At 74.9% G+C, this 16,783-nt stretch carries 13 protein-coding genes; 4 read left to right on the top strand and 9 right to left on the bottom strand.

The genetic code is table 11. The features are described from left to right. Window positions 1-6: 6 nt before the first annotated feature. Complete coding sequence (locus ACH5AR_RS08255; RefSeq protein ID WP_396300546.1) at window positions 7-2,193, top strand: FUSC family protein; 2,187 nt, start codon at window positions 7-9, stop codon at window positions 2,191-2,193. A 70-nt stretch (window positions 2,194-2,263) separates the two neighbouring features. Further along, window positions 2,264-3,016, top strand: a complete 753-nt coding sequence (locus ACH5AR_RS08260; protein ID WP_396300547.1) for a TrmH family RNA methyltransferase — start codon at window positions 2,264-2,266, stop codon at window positions 3,014-3,016. Window positions 3,017-3,093: 77 nt separating this feature from the next. On the opposite strand, the gene ACH5AR_RS08265 is transcribed toward ACH5AR_RS08260, so the two are convergent. The 5 genes from ACH5AR_RS08265 to ACH5AR_RS08285 all read right to left on the bottom strand — a co-directional run bounded on the left by ACH5AR_RS08265 (window position 3,094) and on the right by ACH5AR_RS08285 (window position 9,707). Next, on the bottom strand, window positions 3,094-4,437 hold the full coding sequence (locus ACH5AR_RS08265) for a peptidoglycan-binding protein (RefSeq protein WP_396300548.1): 1,344 nt from the start codon (window positions 4,435-4,437) through the stop codon (window positions 3,094-3,096). A gap of 170 nt (window positions 4,438-4,607) precedes the next feature. Next, window positions 4,608-5,519: a pyridoxamine 5'-phosphate oxidase family protein gene (locus ACH5AR_RS08270; RefSeq protein ID WP_396300549.1), complete on the bottom strand. Its 912-nt coding sequence runs from the start codon at window positions 5,517-5,519 to the stop codon at window positions 4,608-4,610. Between the two features lie 23 nt (window positions 5,520-5,542). Continuing rightward, window positions 5,543-6,013, bottom strand: a complete 471-nt coding sequence (locus ACH5AR_RS08275) for a VOC family protein (RefSeq protein WP_396300550.1) — start codon at window positions 6,011-6,013, stop codon at window positions 5,543-5,545. Between the two features lie 213 nt (window positions 6,014-6,226). Beyond that, on the bottom strand, window positions 6,227-7,231 hold the full coding sequence (locus ACH5AR_RS08280) for an XRE family transcriptional regulator (protein WP_396300551.1): 1,005 nt from the start codon (window positions 7,229-7,231) through the stop codon (window positions 6,227-6,229). A 319-nt stretch (window positions 7,232-7,550) separates the two neighbouring features. Further along, complete coding sequence (locus tag ACH5AR_RS08285; protein WP_396300552.1) at window positions 7,551-9,707, bottom strand: protease pro-enzyme activation domain-containing protein; 2,157 nt, start codon at window positions 9,705-9,707, stop codon at window positions 7,551-7,553. Between the two features lie 258 nt (window positions 9,708-9,965). Here ACH5AR_RS08285 and ACH5AR_RS08290 point away from each other — a divergent pair, with 258 nt between their 5' ends. Continuing rightward, entirely contained in the window at window positions 9,966-10,532 is a 567-nt protein-coding gene (locus ACH5AR_RS08290; protein WP_396300553.1) for a CGNR zinc finger domain-containing protein, read from the top strand. 55 nt (window positions 10,533-10,587) lie between these two features. On the opposite strand, the gene ACH5AR_RS08295 is transcribed toward ACH5AR_RS08290, so the two are convergent. From ACH5AR_RS08295 to ACH5AR_RS08305, 3 genes are all read right to left on the bottom strand, one after another. Beyond that, entirely contained in the window at window positions 10,588-12,078 is a 1,491-nt protein-coding gene (locus ACH5AR_RS08295) for an FAD-dependent monooxygenase (RefSeq protein WP_396300554.1), read from the bottom strand. A 215-nt stretch (window positions 12,079-12,293) separates the two neighbouring features. After that, window positions 12,294-13,994, bottom strand: coding sequence for a phenylacetic acid degradation protein PaaN (gene paaN / locus ACH5AR_RS08300; RefSeq protein WP_396300555.1), 1,701 nt, complete (start codon window positions 13,992-13,994; stop codon window positions 12,294-12,296). A gap of 160 nt (window positions 13,995-14,154) precedes the next feature. Further along, the gene (locus tag ACH5AR_RS08305) at window positions 14,155-15,423 is read right to left on the bottom strand and encodes a hypothetical protein (protein ID WP_396300556.1); all 1,269 of its coding nucleotides are present in this window, start codon (window positions 15,421-15,423) and stop codon (window positions 14,155-14,157) included. Window positions 15,424-15,562: 139 nt separating this feature from the next. Between ACH5AR_RS08305 and ACH5AR_RS08310 the strand changes: the two genes are divergently transcribed. Further along, window positions 15,563-16,147: a TetR/AcrR family transcriptional regulator gene (locus ACH5AR_RS08310; RefSeq protein ID WP_396300557.1), complete on the top strand. Its 585-nt coding sequence runs from the start codon at window positions 15,563-15,565 to the stop codon at window positions 16,145-16,147. Window positions 16,148-16,210: 63 nt separating this feature from the next. Here the strand turns inward: ACH5AR_RS08310 and ACH5AR_RS08315 are convergent, their stop codons facing one another. After that, window positions 16,211-16,672: an Lrp/AsnC family transcriptional regulator gene (locus ACH5AR_RS08315; RefSeq protein ID WP_396300558.1), complete on the bottom strand. Its 462-nt coding sequence runs from the start codon at window positions 16,670-16,672 to the stop codon at window positions 16,211-16,213. Window positions 16,673-16,783 lie beyond the last annotated feature (111 nt).

Genomic DNA, 16,783 nt, shown 5'->3' on the forward strand with positions numbered 1-16,783 from the left:
GTCGCTATGTCCTGGTTCGCCGCCCTTCGTGACACCGCGCGGACCGGGCTCACCCTGGACCGGGCGCTGACCGACCCCAAGCGGGCGCTGCGCGGGGCGGTCGCGGTGGCGCTGGTGCTCTTCCCGACCCTGGCGCTCGGCGGGGTCGCGCTCGGCACCTCGGCCGCGATGGGCGCGTTCATCGCCGGCGCGGCCACCTTCCAGCGCAGCTTCCGCCCCCGGGCGAGCCTGGCCGTCGCGGCCGGGGCCGGACTCGGCATCAGCACCTTCCTCGGCTACCTCGCCGCCGGCGTCCCCGGGCTGTTCCCGGTGCTGCTCGCGGTGTGGGCCTTCGGTGCCGGGCTGGCCTGGGCGATCGGGCCCACCGCCGGGGTGGTCGCCACCAACACCGTCTCGGTGATGCTGATCGTGGTCCAGCTCCCGGTCAGCACCGTCGCCGCGCTCGGCCACGGGCTGGTCGCCGCCCTCGGCGGGGTCGTCCAGGCCGTCGTCATCACCGTCTGGCCGATCGGCAGCTGGACCGCCCAGCGCGAGGCACTCGCCGACACCTACGCCGAACTCGCCGACTACGCTCGGCGGTTGCGGCAGGACCCGACCGCGCACCTGGACCCGGAGCCGTTCATGACGGCCCGCCACGCGGCCGCCCTCACGCCCTGGCAGGACCGCCACCGGCCGCCCGAGCTGCGCGGCCTGCGCGGCGTCGCCGAGCGCATCCGGCCCACCCTCGCGGCCCTCGCCGACCCCCGGGTGGGCGCCCCCGAGGAGGGGCCTGGGCGGGACCGCGCCCGGGAGGTGCTGGCGGCCTCCGCCGAGGTCATGGACGCCCTGGCCCGGGCGGTCCGCACCGGTGACCCGGTCCGGCTGCCGCGCTCCGCGCCCTCGCTCACCCTGGTCGGCTCGGACGACGGCCCGCGGCTGCAGGGCGCCGCCCGGCGCTCGGCCCGGCGGCTCGGCGGACTGCTGCGCAAGGCCGCGGACACCCTGGACCGCAACGACGAGGACACCATCACCACGCCGGTGGTCGGGGCCGGCGGGGCGCTGCACAAGCCCACCATCGCCCGGATGCTGCCGGTCGCGGCGCGGGCCGTCCGGCGCCAGCTCCAGCCGCGCTCGGCGATCTTCCAGCACGCCGTCCGGCTCGCCGGGGTGGTCACCGTCGCCTACCTGCTGGCCCGGCTCGCCGGGTTCCACCACGGGTACTGGGCGCCGATGACCGCCGCGATGGTGATGCGGCCGGACTTCGCGCAAACCTACAGCCGGGGCGTCGCCCGGCTGGCCGGGACGGTGGTCGGGGTCGCCGTCTCGACGCTGGTGGTGCAGCTCGCCCACCCCGGGCAGTGGGTGCTGGCCGCGCTGGCGGTGGTCTGCATCGGCGGGTCGTACCTGGCGTTCCGGACGGGGTACGCGCTCACCACGGTCGGGATCTCCACCTACGTGGTGTTCCTGCTCGGGCTCCAGGAGGGCGATCCGCTGGTGACGGCCGTCGAGCGGGTGGGGCTCACGCTGCTCGGCGGGTCGATCGCGCTCGTCACGTACGCGCTGTTCCCGACCTGGCAGACGGCCAGGCTCGGCGAGCGGCTCGCCGAGTGGCTGGCGGCGGCCGGGCGGTACGCGGCGGCGGTGGTGGCCTGCTACGAGGAGCCGGCGGAGCCGCGCGGGCGGGTGGTGCGCAGCGCGCTGCTGGACTCGCGGGAGGCGCGCTCCGAGCTGCTCCAGGCGATGCAGCGGGCCGACGCCGAGCCGGGGCGGCACGCGTCCGGGTTGGCCGGGGTGAGCCGGCGCCAGATCGACCGGGCCCGGGCGGCGGTCGGGGCGCTCGGGCGGGCGGCCGTGCTGCTGGAGGCCCACCTGCCGGGGGCGGACGCCGAGCCGGTGCCGGGGACGGCGGAGTACGCGGAGGAGCTGCGGCTGGCCACGGCGCTCGCGGCGGCCGCGCTGCTGACCGGGCAGCCGGTGGAGTTCGAGGCGGTGCGGGCGGCGCAGACGCGGTTGGAGGAGGAGCTGGCGGCGGCGCCGGCGGGGGTGCAGCGGGACGTGGTGCGGTCGGGGACGCGGCTGGTGGGGCAGGCGCTGCGGGACCTGGAGCGGGCCCTGCGGGGGTCCTCCGGGGAGGGCGGCCCCCGGGAGGCCGGCGGGCCGCCGGCCCCGCTGCACCCCGGCCCGCCGCCGGCCCCCTTCCTGCCCCCGCGCTGAGGCGGGCGGTGCTCCCCCGGCGGGGAGCGGCCGGGGGAGCCGGGCCGCAGCGGGTGGCAGAGTGGCGGCCATGGACGAGGACGAGCTGGTGCGGGAGTGGCGGGCGGCCGGGCGGGAGCCGGGCGCGGTGCTGCTGGACGGGTTCCACGCGGTGAAGCACGCGTTGCGGTTCGGGGGCGAGGTGCGGGCCGTGCGGACCACCGACCGGGCGGCGGTGCTGGCCCTGGCGCAGGAGCTGGCGCCGGACGTGGTGCCGGCGCTGGAGGGGCTCGTGGTGGAGGTGCCGGAGGCGGTGCTGCGCGGGCTGGTGCCGCGGGTGCACCCGACCGGGGTGGCCGCGCTGGCGGTGCGGCCCGGAGCAGGGGCGAACCGGGCGGTGCTGGGGCGGCGGCCGCGGCGGGCGCCGGTGGTGGTGCTGGAGAATCCGCGCAACCTGGGGAACGTCGGGGCGGTGGTCCGGCTGGCGGCGGGGTTCGGCGCCACCGGGGTGGTGACCACCGGGGACCTGGACCCGTGGCACCCGAACGTGCTGCGCGGGAGCGCCGGGCTGCACTTCGCCACGGCCGTCGAGCGGCTGGCCCCGGACCGGCTGCCGGAGGGGCCGCTGTACGTGCTGGACCCGGAGGGCGCGGACATCCGGGACGTGCCCTTCCCGGACGACGCGCTGCTCGCCTTCGGGACGGAGCGGCACGGGGTGTCGGCGGAGCTCAGGGCGCGCGCCGACCGGTTGGTGGCGGTGCCGATGCGGCCCGGGGTCTCCAGCTTCAACCTGGCGACCAGCGTCGCGATGGGGCTGTTCCACTGGATGTCGGGCCGGCGCTGAGGCGCGGTACCCGGGCGGGTGCCGCGCCTCGGCGGGTGTCGGGCGGGGACGTCAGGCGCGGACGTCGGGCCGGGGCGTCAGGAGAACAGCCGGCGCCAGGTGTCGGGGCCCGGGTAGCCGTCGGCCTCGCTGCCGCGCCAGCCCTGGGCCTGCTGGAAGGCCTGGACGGCCCTGCGGTCGCTCTCCGTCCAGCGCGGGCCGGGACCGACGCCGTAGAAGCGGCCGAAGCCCTTGCGCACCAGCTGCTCGCCGAGCCTGCGGACGTGGTCGTTGTTCTGCCCAGGGCCGAAGTACCCGGCGCCGGGGAAGCCCGCGGTGGCGGGCGGCGGCGGAGGCGGCAGCGGGGCGCCGCCCCCGCCGATGCTGCGGCCCCTGTTGTTGACCAGGTAGTCCCAGGTGGCCTTGCCGGGGATGCCGTCGGCCTCGCTGCCGCGCCAGCCCTGGGCCTGCTGGAAGGCCTGGGTGGCCTTGCGGTCGCTCTCCGTCCAGCGCGGGCCCGGGCCCTCGGAGTAGTACGCGGAGCCGCCGCGCTGCACCAGCATCTGGCCGAGCCTGGTGACGTACGCGTTGTTGGCGCCGGGGCCGAACTTGTCGGCGCCGGGGAAGGCCGTCGAGGAGCTGCTGCCGCCGCCGTCGTTGCTGCCGGAGGACAGGCCGGTGTAGCGGTACGGGACGTAGGAGCCGGAGTTGTTCCAGTACGCGTACGGGGTGGAGCGCTTCTTGGCGGAGGGCCCGGTCTGCTCGTAGGCGACGTACTTGGTGCGGGAGGAGTCGGCCCAGCCGCCGAAGATCGTCACGTGCGAGCCGGACTGCGGGCTGGCCGGGTTGTTGTAGATGAGGATGTCGCCGGGCTGGAGGTCGCTCTTGGTGATCCGCTCGGCGAAGTCGGGCAGCGTCCAGGTGGTCTGGCTGCTGCCCAGGCCCCAGGCCATCGAGACGAAGCCGGAGCAGTCCTGCCGGTAGCCGTCCGACCAGTAGCGGCTCATGCTGTACGGCACGCCCTGGTCGACCCAGCTCTGGGCGCGCTGGATGATCTGGGCCCGGGTGGGCGGCGCCGTGGCGAGGCGCGGGGCGGCGAAGGCACGGGCCCCCGGCGCCTGTCCGTAGAGGCCGCTGACCTCGCCCTGCGGGGTCGGCGACTGCGCCCCGGTGCTGCTGCCGCCCGGGGTGGGGCCGGGCGCGGGGGCCGCGGAGGCGGAGCCGGCGGCGGCCGCCCCGCCACCGATCGCGGTGCCCACGGCGGCCACCAGCACGGCGGCCCGGCGGCGGACGCTGCGGGCGGCGGCGTGTCCCCCCTCGTGGACCGGCGCGGCGTGCAGTCGCGCACGGCGGCGGGAGTTGCAGCCCCCGCATATGCAGTCCTCCGCCGGCTCGACCTCGTCGAACTCCATGAGCGGGGACAGGGGGTCGGTCAGGGTCATGCTCCGCCTCTTTCCTGCGGTCTTCCGGCACCCGTCTGACGACGGGGCAGGAGTGGCCTTCCCTGGCCTGATCCGCGTGTTATCCGGACCAAAGTCCCAAAAGGGACGGGATGCGTCACGGTGGGTTAGGCCGAACGGGTGAGACGCGCGTCGTTTGAGGTGAGGCGGGGTCAGTACGGGTCCGTGCAAGCGGACTCCTGGCCGGTCCAGGTCAGCGGGGTGGCGTCGGCCAGCTCCAGCACGCCGGTGACAACCAGTTCGACCATCCGCTCGGCGTCCGGGACGCCCCGCCGGGCCTCCTCGGTCCAGTCGATACGGGCCTCACCGGTGACGAGCAGCGCCCCACCGGTCTCCCAGTCCGGCAGCAGCAGGCCGGCCCGCGGGTCCAGCTCCAGGTTCCCGAGCGTCAGGAACATGCTGTTGCCCGGGTACTCCGGCCAGCGCAGCCGGTCCGGCGCCACCGCTTCCAGGAAGCCGGGCGGGCCGCCGCGGTGGGAGGCGTCCACGCTGCCGTCCGGGCCGGTGCTGGCGATGAAGAAGGTGTCCGCGGTGGCGGCCGTGAGGCGCTGGGCGGTGGTCAGCGCCCGGCCGGCGGCGACCGCACGGGGCGGGCCGGCGGCGGGGCGGTCCGTCGGGGTGCGGCGCCGGATGTACCGGGGGCAGTTGGCGACCACCTGCTCGGCGTGCACCAGCAGCCCGCCCCGGCCGTCCGGGACGGAGCGGCCGTTGAGCCGCATCCGGCGCCGGCCGGCCGGGTCCAGCGCGATGGTGCCGACCCGGGCCGGGCGGGCCAGCGCCCCGGCCAGTGGGTCGGCGGCGGCCGGGAGGGCGGCGACGGCCATGGTGCGTTCGTCCGGGGCCGAGAGGAAGCCGGCCGGGCCGGCCAGCTGGGTGGCCCAGACCCGGCCGTCCCGGTCGGCGGCGCCGACGACCAGCATCCGGCGCTCGGCCAGGAAGCGGGCGGCGACCTCCGGGACGGTGCTGCGGATCGCCCGGCCGGCGTGGTCGGCCCGCTCGGTGCGGCCGGCCCTGGCCTGGGCGGCCCGCTCGCCGGAGTGGTAGGGGGTGCCGGTGGCGGGCACCGTCGGCTCCTCCACGGCGCGGCCTAGAAGAAGCCGCAGGTCGGGGCGGCGGCGGTGGGGGCGGCGGCGCCCGTCCCGTCGACGCCGGTGCGGGTGTAGACCTCCAGCCGGATGCCGTCCGGGTCGGTGAAGAAGATGCCGCCGGAGGCCGAGCCCTCGCTGTGCGGGACGACGCCGTCGTAGGCGAAGCCGGCGCCGAGTCCGCGCAGCAGCTGCTCGGTGGCGCGGACCTCGTCGAGGCTCTCGACCTCGAAGGAGAGGTGGTGCAGCCCGGGCCCGGTGGTGGCGAAGCTGCCGGTGCTCTGCTCCCAGAGCGTCACCACCAGGCGGCCGTCGCGGCCGAGCAGGGCGTAGCGGCGCTCCGGGTCGGTGCCCTCGGCGGTGACGTCGAGTCCGAACACGGCGCGGTAGAAGTCGATCGAGCGGGCCAGGTCGGTGACGTTCAGGCCCACGTGGCCGGTCTGCAGGGTGCGGAGCTGGGTGGTGCTGGACATGCCTGGTCACTCCCGGGGCTTCGGTGTCCGGCGGAGCTACTTCCTAACCGGTACTCACGAGAGTAGGAGTTAGATGATGCAGCGTCAACCAGTACGAGGAGCCCAAGGGGTCAGGACTTCCGGTGGCAGCGCGAAGGCCCCGCCGGACCGGTTCGGGTCGGGCGGGGCCTTCGGGGTGTACGGAGCGGACGGGGCTTTCGGGGCGGAGGGGGCCTACGCCCACTCCCAGCGGATGCCGATGTGGCCGGGCTGCTGGTCCGGGGCCAGGACGTGGGCGCTGGCCGAGGCGCCGATCCAGAGCTGCTCGCGGCGGTGGTCGACGTCGGCCCCCGGCTCGCGGTCGTAGCGCTCGCAGTGCGCCGGGACGGCCGCCGGGTCGAAGTGCACCTGGAGCACGTACTCGCGCACCGGGGTGGCGAAGCGGCGGCTGTACTCCATGGTCGGGCCGCCGGGCGGGATCTCCACCTCGTACTCGAAGACCGTGCTGTCGCCGAGCCCGAGCGGGCGGTCCAGCATCAGCTCGGCGACGGTCAGCCCGGCCTCCGGGCGGCGGCGCACCCGGCCCAGCCGGCCGTGCCGCACCGAGGTGATCTCCGGGCAGCCGGCCGCCTCCTCGTCGGCCATGTGCACCACCAGGCAGCGGCCGACGCCGCCGACGGTGGCGCGCACCACCTGGCGCATCCGCAGCAGGTTGCCGCGCCGCTCGGCGTCCACGTAGTAGGAGTCGTGGATGCTCAGCCGCTCCAGCTCGCCGGCCGGCGGGGCGTCCAGCTCGGCGAAGATGTTGGCGATCTCCTGCTCGCCCGGCCAGACGTCCTCCAGCCCGAGGTGGCAGGTGTTGGCGGCGGCGGCCCAGCGGCCGCGCGGGCGCGGCGGGCCGAGCAGCGAGGACAGCGCGCTGTGCGGCAGGCCGAGCAGTTCCTCCAGCAGGTGGACGGCGCGCAGCGAGCTGGCCCGCTCGGGCTGGCTGCGGCCGCGCCGCCAGTAGCTCAGGGTGGTGACGCTGACCCTGACGCCGCGTCCGGCGAGCGCGGCGCGGATGCGGTCCAGGCTGAGGCCGCTGGCCTCGATGGCCAGGTGCAGGGTGTCGGCGAAGCCGCCGACCGGGGCGAGCCGGCCCGGGGCTGGTGCGGGGACGGCGGGAGGCGGCCCGGGGCGCTCCGTGTGCGACCCGACCAGCCGCAGCCGCGCGGCGTCCTGAGGTTGCTGTGCGGCCATGCGGTGACCCTCCCCACCAGGTGAGTTCGGTGGGGCCGGATCGGCGCCGGGGCGCGCCGCCAGCTGCTTCACCGAGCTTTGGGGAACCCTATGCACGGTCGAGAGGCTACGTCATCAGTCGTGCGTATGACAGTGGTCACGGCGGGTGGACCGAAGGGTTGTCGATCGTGAAACAGTCCGGAAACACGGGGCGTCGGCCCGCGCCCCGGCGGGCCCGGCGCGCCGCCCGTCGGGGCCCGGGACGGACACCGCCGGGGCGGGCCCTGACGGCTCCGCCCCGGCGGGGGTCCGGTGGTGCGGTGGTGGCCGAGGCCGGTGGTCAGCCGACGTTCAGCGCGACGTCGTCGATCACGAAGCTGGTCTGCAGCGAGGAGTCCTCGGTGCCGGTGAACTTGACGGTCACGGTCTGGCCGGCGAAGGAGGTCAGGTCCAGGGTGCGCTGGACGTAGCCCGCGGCGGCGTCGACGTTGGAGTAGGTCGCCAGCGTGGTGCTGTTGGCCTGGACGGTCAGCTTGTCGTACGCGGTGGTGCCGGTCTCCGCGGTGTCGACGTGCAGCCAGAAGGTCAGCTTGGCGGAGGTGCAGCCGGCCGGGATCGAGACGGTCTGCGCCATGGTGTCGGTGTGGGCGGAGCCGTAGCCGTTCAGCCAGGCCTTCCAGCTGCCCGAGTGGGCCGGCTGGGAGGAGCTGTTGTCGACCACGCCGCTGGAGGCGGTCCACGGCGAGGCGGTGCCGGTCTCGAAGCCGCCGTTGGCCACCAGCTGGGCGGCGGTGCAGCCGCCGGACGGCGGGGTGGTGGAGCCGCCGAGCAGGGCGGTGGTCAGCGCGTCGGCGACCGGGGAGCCCCAGCCGGTGACCTGGTCGTAGCCGGTCTTGGCGGAGAAGTCCTGGTTGGCGCCGGTGGTCACGTCGTGGAAGGTGCTGCCGTAGCCGCTGCCGGTGGCCACCGGGTACAGCCGCGGGTTCGCCTCGCCCAGGGCGGCCTGGCCGGCCGCCTTGGCCTTCTGGTTGAACTGGGCCGCGTAGCCGGCCCAGAGCGGCGCGGCCGCGCTGGTGCCGCCGTAGACCTGCCAGGCGCCCGCGGTGTAGATCGCGAAGCCGCTGGCCGGGTCGGCGTTGGAGGAGACGTCCGGGACGGTGCGCATGGTGCCGCTGACGCCGGTGCCGGTCTGCCAGCTCGGCTTGGCGAACACGGTGGAGACGCCGCCGCCGGCGGTGCTCCAGGCGCTCTCCGAGGAGTAGGCGTTGCCGCTGGTGACCTTGAGGTTGGTGCCGCCGACGCCGGTCTGGTGCGGGCTGGAGGCCGGGAAGTCGACGGCCTTGACGGTCGAGCCGCTGGTGGAGCGGGTGCAGTCGCGGGAGCCGTCGTCGCCGGAGGCGGAGAAGATCGAGATGCCCTGGGCGGCGGCCTGCTTGAAGGCGTTGTCGACCGCGGTCATCGAGGCGGCGGTGGTGTCCGGCTCGCAGGAGCCCCAGGAGATCGAGACCACCGAGACCCGGTTGTCCGTCACGATCTTGTTGGCCATGTCGATCTCGCCCTGGTCGCTGTTGGGCGCCTCGTAGACCAGCTGGGTGGCCTTCGGCGCCACGCCGCGGACGATCTCGCTGTCCAGCTCGACCTCGCCCTGGCCCTGGCCGGGGGCGGAGTCGTAGTTGGCGCCGTCCACCGAGACGGTGGAGACGGCCGGGCCGGACAGGCCGTACTGCGCGTCGTAGGTGGTCAGGTTCGAGGACTGGTAGCCGTCGAACTCCCACAGCGCGACCGTGGTGCCGGTGCCGTCCGCGCCGGTCTTGTTGAGGTTGTACGCGCCGGTGTACTGGGCCGGGGCCATGCCGCTCGGGGAGGCGCTCGCGGTGTTCGGGGTGACGGCGCCGGGCGTGACCAGGCGGTTCCTGCGCACCGCGTGGTTGTCCAGGCCGCTGACGCCCTGGACGACGGCGGCGAGGTCGGACGGGATCGAGGCGGCGGCGTCGTTGGCGAAGAAGGCGCGCTGGAGCTGCGGGTCGAGGTACGAGCTCTCGTGCGTGCCGAAGGCCCGGGAGACCTGCGCGGCGGTGCCGTGGGCGGCGACCGCCTGGCGGTTGGCGCTCACCTCGCCGACGGTCAGCCCCTGCTGGGCCAGGTACGTCCGGACCTGGTCGACGGCGGCCTGGGTCGGGCCGAACTGCGCGGTGAACTGCTCCGGCGTCAGGTAGTGGCCGTACTCCGGGGTGCCCGGGGTGGTCACGGCGGTGAGGAAGCGGTCCAGCGCGTCGGTGTTGCGCAGCTTCAGGCTGACGGACACCGAGATCTGCTGCTCGGCCGGGACGTCGCCCTTCTTCTCCGAGTGGGCCACCGCCGGGTTCACGGTGTTCGGCAGGGCGACGCGCGGGGCGGCGTTGGGCGTGGCGGCCTGCGCGGTGGAGACACCGAGCGAGACGGCGGTCAGCGGCAGCACGGCTATCGCCGCGGCGAGGGCAAGGGAGCGGGGGCGCAACGGATCCTCCTCCGGCCGGCTGTGGGGGCCGGCAAGGGGCCAGGCGTTCCGGGGGGTCCAGAACGCTGGCTCGAACATGACAGAACCCGTGTGCGAAGTGGCTCATGGCCGGGCAATTCGTTGCTAAAAAACAGTCAACTGTGGAGGGATGGAAACTCGGCGGTTTCATACAGTGAATGACGGTCGGTCCGGTGTCGGTCCAGACCACTGCGGGGCCGCGGAGGCGGACGTAGAATCGGGCCGAGCCGAGGGAGGGCGATGACTGACGCACAGCCGGACCCGAGGGACCCGCGACCGCTGATCGGCGAGCCGCTCGCGCTGGACCTGCTCAACACGCGCTGGTCCGGAACGCCCGTCAACGACCTGCTCACCGGCGTCGAGGGGTACGGGATCTGGCTCTCCTCCGCCGGGCTCGGCGCACGCTGCACGGCCGACGAGGCCGGCCTGGCGGCGATCCTGCGCACCCGTGAGGCGGTCCTGCTGGCCGCCCGGGACGCCCGCGAGCGGGGCGGGTTGGGCACCGCGGCGCGGAACGGGCTGGACGAGGTGCTGGCGCACGGGCGGATCCGGCGGACGGCGGCGGAGGGCGGGGCCGAGGACCGGGTCGAGACCGACCGGCCGGAGTGGCTGGCGCCCTGGCTGGTGGCGGACGGACTCCTCGCGCTGCTCGGACAGGGGGCCCACCGGATCCGGCAGTGCGCGCACGAGGCGTGCATCCTGCACTTCTTCGACGCCTCGCAGAACGGGCGGCGGCGCTGGTGCCGGATGGCGGTGTGCGGGAACCGGGCGAAGGCGGCGCGGCACTACGTGAAGGCCCGGGGCTGACGGGCGGACGGACCGACGGGCGGGCGCGCGGGGCCGCGCACCCGCCCGGGGGCGGTCAGGCCGGGGCGCCGAGCCAGTCGGTGAGCGCGGCGCGCAGTTCGCCCTGGCCGGGGTCGACGGCGCCCCAGGCGACGTAGCCGTCCGGGCGGATCAGCAGGACGGTGTCGCGCAGCTTGCCGTGCGGGTCGGCCGGGGCGGCGGAGACCATGCGGTCGGCCCAGGGCTCGGCGGCGGCCAGCTCGTCATTGCTGACCAGCACGAACTTCCCGGCGCGCAGCGCCTCGTAGAGCCGCTCGGGGGCGGCCGGGGCGCCCTCCACGGGCCGGCTCAGGGCGGTCAGCCGGAGGTCCGGGACGCGCTTGCCGACCTGCGGGTGGGCGTCCTTGGGCGCGGGGTAGGAGATGCCGATGCCGGAGACCAGCCGGGCCCCGCGCTCGGTGACCGGGTCGAGGTGGCTCCCCAGCGCGGTGAGCGCCCCGCGCAGGGCCCGGGTGGGGGCGGACTCGGCGAGCGCCAGCCGGATCAGCGCGCCGGAGGTGCGCAGCACCGTCCTGCCGACCGGGTGCCGCTCGGTCTGGTAGGTGTCCAGCAGGGCGCCGGTGGCGTGGCCCCGGAGCGCCGCGGCGAGCTTCCAGGAGAGGTTGGCGGCGTCCTGGAGGCCGGTGTTCATGCCCTGGCCGCCCGCCGGGGAGTGGCAGTGGGCGGCGTCGCCGGCCAGGAAGACCCGGCCGGATCGGTAGTTGGGGGCCTGCCGCTCGTCGCTGTGGAAGGTGGAGCTCCAGCGGACCTCCTGCACGCCGAAGTCCTCGCCGAGGATGGCCCGGCTGAGGGCGGTGAGCTGCTCGGCGGAGGGGGCGGTGCCGTCCGGGTGGCGCTCCTCGCGGTCCCAGGCGATGATCCGGAACCAGCCGTCGCCGAACGGGGCGAGGAAGGCGAAGCCGGCCTGGTTGGCGCCGACGGTGATCGCCCGGGCGGGCTCGCGCTCCAGCCGGACGTCGGCCAGCAGCACCGAGTCGACCACCGACTCCCCGGGGAAGGGGATGCCGAGCAGGTCGCGGACGGTGGAGTGGACGCCGTCGGTGCCGACCGCGTACGCGGCGCGGTGGGCGGTGCCGTCCCCGGTCTCCAGCGTCACGCCCTCGGCGTCCTGGCGCAGCCCGGTGACCTCGGCGCCGCGCAGCACGGTGGCCCCGGCCTTCTCGGCGCGCTCCAGCAGCAGCCGTTCGACGTTGTACTGCGGGGTGACGAGGACGAACGGGAAGCGGGTGGGCAGCGCGGCGAGGTCGACGCCGAAGCGGTCGAACATCCGCAGCTCGGAGAGCGGGCGGCCGGTGGCGATCAGCTCCTCGGCCAGGCCCCGGGCGTCGAGCAGCTCCAGGCTGCGGGCGTGCACCGCGAAGGCCCGGGTGAGGTCGGACTGGGCGGCCCGCTTCTCCAGCACGGTGACGCCGACGCCGGCGGCGGCGAGGTCGCCCGCCAGCAGCAGTCCGGTCGGTCCGGCGCCGACGATCAGGACGTCGGTTTCGGTCGTCGGCTTCACGGCCATGTGTTCAGCTCCCGTTCCTCGGAGGGCGGTCGGACGCCGTTCCCGGCGTTCTCCCAGCCTCCATCATCGCGGGCGCCGTCGGAGCTGTGAACCGCCGGGTCCCGGCTGGGGCCGACGGCCGCCGGGACCGGGCGGCGCTGGCCGCCGGCCCCGGCGGTTCCCGCCACCGGGCCCCGCGGGGATCCCGGAGCGGCTCGGGCGGGGGCCGGAGCGGCTCAGGCGTGCCGGCGGATCTCCACCGTCCGGAACCGGTTGGCGACGAACGCGCCGTCGCAGTAGGCCGCGTTGGCGGCCGGGTTGGCCCCGGTGCCGTGCAGGTCGGAGAAGGCGGCGGTCTGGTTGGGGTAGACCCCGCCGGTCAGGTTGAGCGAGAGCGAGACGCCGGCGTCCAGCGCGGCCTCGACCAGCAGCGCCTCCACCTCGGGCGAGGTGGTGTAGCCGGAGGCGGTCATGGCGCCCTTGTCCCGGACCGTGGTGCGCAGCAACTCGACCGCGTCGGCGGTGGATTCGACGGCGACGGCGAAGGAGACCGGGCCGAAGCACTCGCTGCGGAGGACCGCGCGGTCGTCCGGCTTGTCGGCGTCCAGCCTGACCAGTGCCGGGGTGCGCAGCGTCGCGCCGGGGAAGTCCGGCGAGGCCACCGCCCGCGGGGCGAGGGCGAGTTCGCCGTACTCGCCGCCGGCCGCGGCGGCCGAGCGCTGGAGCACGCCGGGGTTGACCACGGCGCCGAGGATCGCGGCGGCGCGGGCGTCGTCGGCGAGCAGGCCCTCGATGGCGGCGGCGAGGTCGCCGACCACCTCGTCGTAGGACTTGTCGCCCTGGTCGGTGGCGATGCCGCCGCGCGGGATCAGCACGTTCTGCGGGGTGGTGCACATCTGGCCGCTGTAGAGCGAGAGCGCGAAGGCGAGGTTGCCCAGCATGCCCTTGTAGTCGTCGGTGGAGTCGATCACCACCGCGTTGACGCCGGCCTTCTCGGTGTACACCTGCGCCTGCTTGGCGTGCTCCTCCAGCCAGTCGCCGAAGGCGGTGGAGCCGGTGTAGTCGATCAGCTTGACCTCGGGGCGGACGGCGAGGGTCGCGGCGACGGTGCCGCCCTCGTGCTCGGCGGCCAGGACGACCACGTCGGGGTCGAAGCCGGCCTCGGCGAGCACCTCGCGGGCGGTCCGCACGGTCAGCGCGAGCGGCAGCACCGCCCGCGGGTGCGGCTTGACCAGCACCGGGTTGCCGGTGGCCAGCGACGCGAACAGGCCCGGGTAGCCGTTCCAGGTCGGGAAGGTGTTGCAGCCGATCAGCAGGGCGAGGCCGCGCGGGACGACGGTGAACTCCTTGGTCATCACCAGCGGGTCGCGCTTGCCCTGGGGCTTGGTCCAGCCGGCCTGCCGGGGCAGCCGGGTCTGCTCGGCGTACGCGTAGGCGACGGCCTCCAGGCCGCGGTCCTGGGCGTGCGGGCCGCCGGCCTGGAAGGCCATGCCGTAGGCCTGGCCGGTGGTGTGCATGACGGCGTGGGCGAACTCGTGGGAGCGGGCGTTGATCCGGTGCAGGACCTCCAGGCAGACGGCGGCGCGCTCCAGCGGGCTCGCGGCGGCCCAGCCGGGCCGGGCGGCGGTGAGCGCGGCGATCAGCGCGTCCGGGCCGGCGTGCGGGTAGGTGATGCCCAGCTCCAGGCCGTACGGGGAGGCCTCGCCGCCGACCTGGTCGCCGTCGGTGGGGTGGCCCGGCAGGGCGAAGGGCTTGCCGAGCAGGGCGTCGAAGGCGGCCTTGCCGTCCGCCGGGGCGCTCTCGCCGTACGCCTTCGGGAACTCGGGGTAGGGCGACCAGTAGTCGCGCTTCGCGGCGGCGGCGAGCGCGGCGTCGAGGGTGGCCTGGTGGCGCTCGACCAGCTCGCTGACGACGGGGTGGGTGACCGCTGCGGACATCTGTGCGCTCCTCGGAGGGCCTCGGAAAGCAGGACGGGACACGTCACAGAGTAACCGAACGATCGGTCGGCTCAAGAGGGTGCAGCGGGGCAATCCCCCGGGAACGCGCAGGGGGCGCGTCCGCAGCGGACGCGCCCCCGTGGGCTCGGACGGTCCGGGTCTACGGCACGCCGAGCTCGAAGAGGACGTACCCGGCGTACCAGCCGGAGGCGATCGCCCCGGTGCCCAGGACGGTGGCCAGCACCGGCAGGCTGAGCTTGCGCATCGCCACCGCCAGGGCGATGAACAGCGGGAATACGGGCATCAGGTAGCGCGAGACGTTGCCGAAGATCCCGAGGCTGCCGAGCACCGAGACGATCGTCGCCAGCGTGTAGGCGGTCAGCACCAGCGGCGGGCGCAGCCGGAACAGCAGCACGATCAGCACCGGCAGGCTGAACACGATCAGGGTGGCGAGGAGGTCCGGCACCGGGAAGCCGTAGGGGTAGTCCTGGCGGCCCAGCATCACCCCGCGGATCGCGTGCCAGGTGCCCTGGCCCCAGTCGAAGTAGTGCATCCAGGCGTCCTGCTGGATCCGGAAGTAGCCGCCCCACTCGCCGGTCCGCCAGCCCACCCAGCCGACGTAGCCGAGCAGGCCGACCGGGGCCAGCACCATCGCGACCAGCGGGCGCAGGACGCCGCTCTCCCGGCGGTACAGCTCGACGATCGCGGCCAGGCCGACGGCTCCGATCAGGGCCGCGGAGGTGGGCCGGTTGAGCCCGGCGACCAGGGTGATCACCCCGGCCGCGATCCACTGCTTGGCCATCACGCAGTAGCAGGCCCAGGCGGCCAGCGCGACGAACAGCGAGTCCGAGTAGACGGCCCACTCGGCACCCGAACCCGGGACGACCGCCCACAGCCCGGCCGCGATCACGCCCGTGCGCGCGTCCCCGGTCAGCCGCTCCACCACGGCGTGGATGCCGGCCGCGGCGACCAGCGAGGAGACCACGGAGACCAGCATCCCGGCGCCGTACAGGCCGAGGCCGGTGCCCTCCGAGACCAGCCGCATCAGACCCGGGTAGAGCGGGAAGAAGGCGGCCGAGTTCTGTTCGAGGGTGTAGCCGATCGGGCCGTTGGGGATCGGGACGAGCGCCGGGTGGTAGCCGAACTGCGCCACCTGCTGGTACCACCAGCCGTCCCAGGTGGCCAGCACGTCCCAGGGGTTGGCGCCGCCGCCGAACCGGGCGGGCTTCTTCGCGTAGTCGCCGGCGAAGGAGAGCAGCTTCATGAAGACGGTGAAGCCGACCAGCTTCAGCACCGCGTAGCACCACACGGCCGGCCCGAAGCGGACCACCAGGGCGCGGCCGCGCTCCTGCCAGGTCGGCGCGGAGCGCTCCGGTCCGTCGCTGCGCTGCTCGGGCGTGTCGGAGGCGACTGCCGGTATTGCGTTCATCAGCCGTGGGCCCCAGTGCTCTGGACGTGGACGGATCGTCCGGAGAGTCTAGGGCCTGCCCCCTCCCCCGTCCCGGTGTTGGTGTGGACCAATCCGACCCGATCGCGTGCCCGCGGGGGCGGCCGGGGATACTCGGAGGATGGCCGATCACACCACGCGCACCGCCTACACCGTGGAGTCACTGCTCGCGGTGACCGTCGACGTGTTCAACGAGCGCGGCTACGACGGGACCTCGATGGAGGACCTGTCCCGGGCGGCCGGGATCTCCAAGTCCTCCATCTACCACCACGTGCGCGGCAAGGAGGAGCTGCTGCGGCTGGCGGTCGGGCGGGCGCTGGACGGGCTGTTCGGCATCCTGGCCGAGCCCGGTGCGGTCGAGGGCCCGGCGGTGGAGCGGCTGGAGCACGTGGTGCGGCGCACCGCCGAGGTGCTGCTGGAGGAGCTGCCGTACGTGACGCTGCTGCTGCGGGTGCGCGGCAACACGGCCACCGAGCAGTGGGCGCTGGAGCGCCGGCGGGACTTCGACCACCAGGTCGCGGAGCTGCTGCGGGCGGCGGTCGCGGACGGCGCGCTGCGCGCGGACGTGGAGCCGCGGCTGGCGACCCGGCTGCTGTTCGGGATGATCAACTCGATCGTGGAGTGGTACCGGCCGGGGCTCAAGGCCGCCGACGGGGTCGCGGACGCGGTGGTCCACCTGGCCTTCGACGGGCTGCGGGCGCGCTGAGCCGCCCGCCCGGCGGCCGCCCGGCGGCCGCCCGTCGGCTCGGGGCTCGTTCGCGGCCGGCCGTCAGAGCGGCGGGACCTGGTCGGTCTCCTCGAAGACCAGCATGGTGCGGGTGCCGAGCACCTGGGGGATGGACTGGATGCTGCCCAGCACCAGCTCGCGCAGGGCCTGGTTGTCGGCGGTGTGCACCAGCAGCAGCACGTCGAAGTCCCCGCCGACCAGCGCGATGTGCGCCACCCCGGGCAGCTCCAGCAGCTGCTCGCGCACCGTCCGCCAGGAGTTCTGGACGATCTTCAGGGTGATGTACGCGGACGCGGCCTGACCGGCCCGTTCGTGGTCAACCCTGGCGGTGAAGCCGCGGATGATGCCGTCCTCGACCATCCTGGAGATCCGGGCGTACGCGTTGGCCCGGGACACGTGCACCCGCTCGGCCACCGAGCGGATGGAGGCGCGACCGTCCTGCTGCAGCAGCCGCAGGATCGACCGGTCGACCCGGTCGAGTCTGGACATCTGTTCAGCCGACATGACCCCCCACCCCCACCGATTGGACGCACTGCCACCAGTCGACCGCCGAACAGGCCGAATGTCCACCACCTTGTCACGCTTCTGGTCAAGATGAACAGACGACCGAACAAT

Origin of the sequence: Kitasatospora sp. NPDC018619 (assembly GCF_044391605.1) — a bacterium.
GTDB lineage: Bacteria > Actinomycetota > Actinomycetes > Streptomycetales > Streptomycetaceae > Kitasatospora.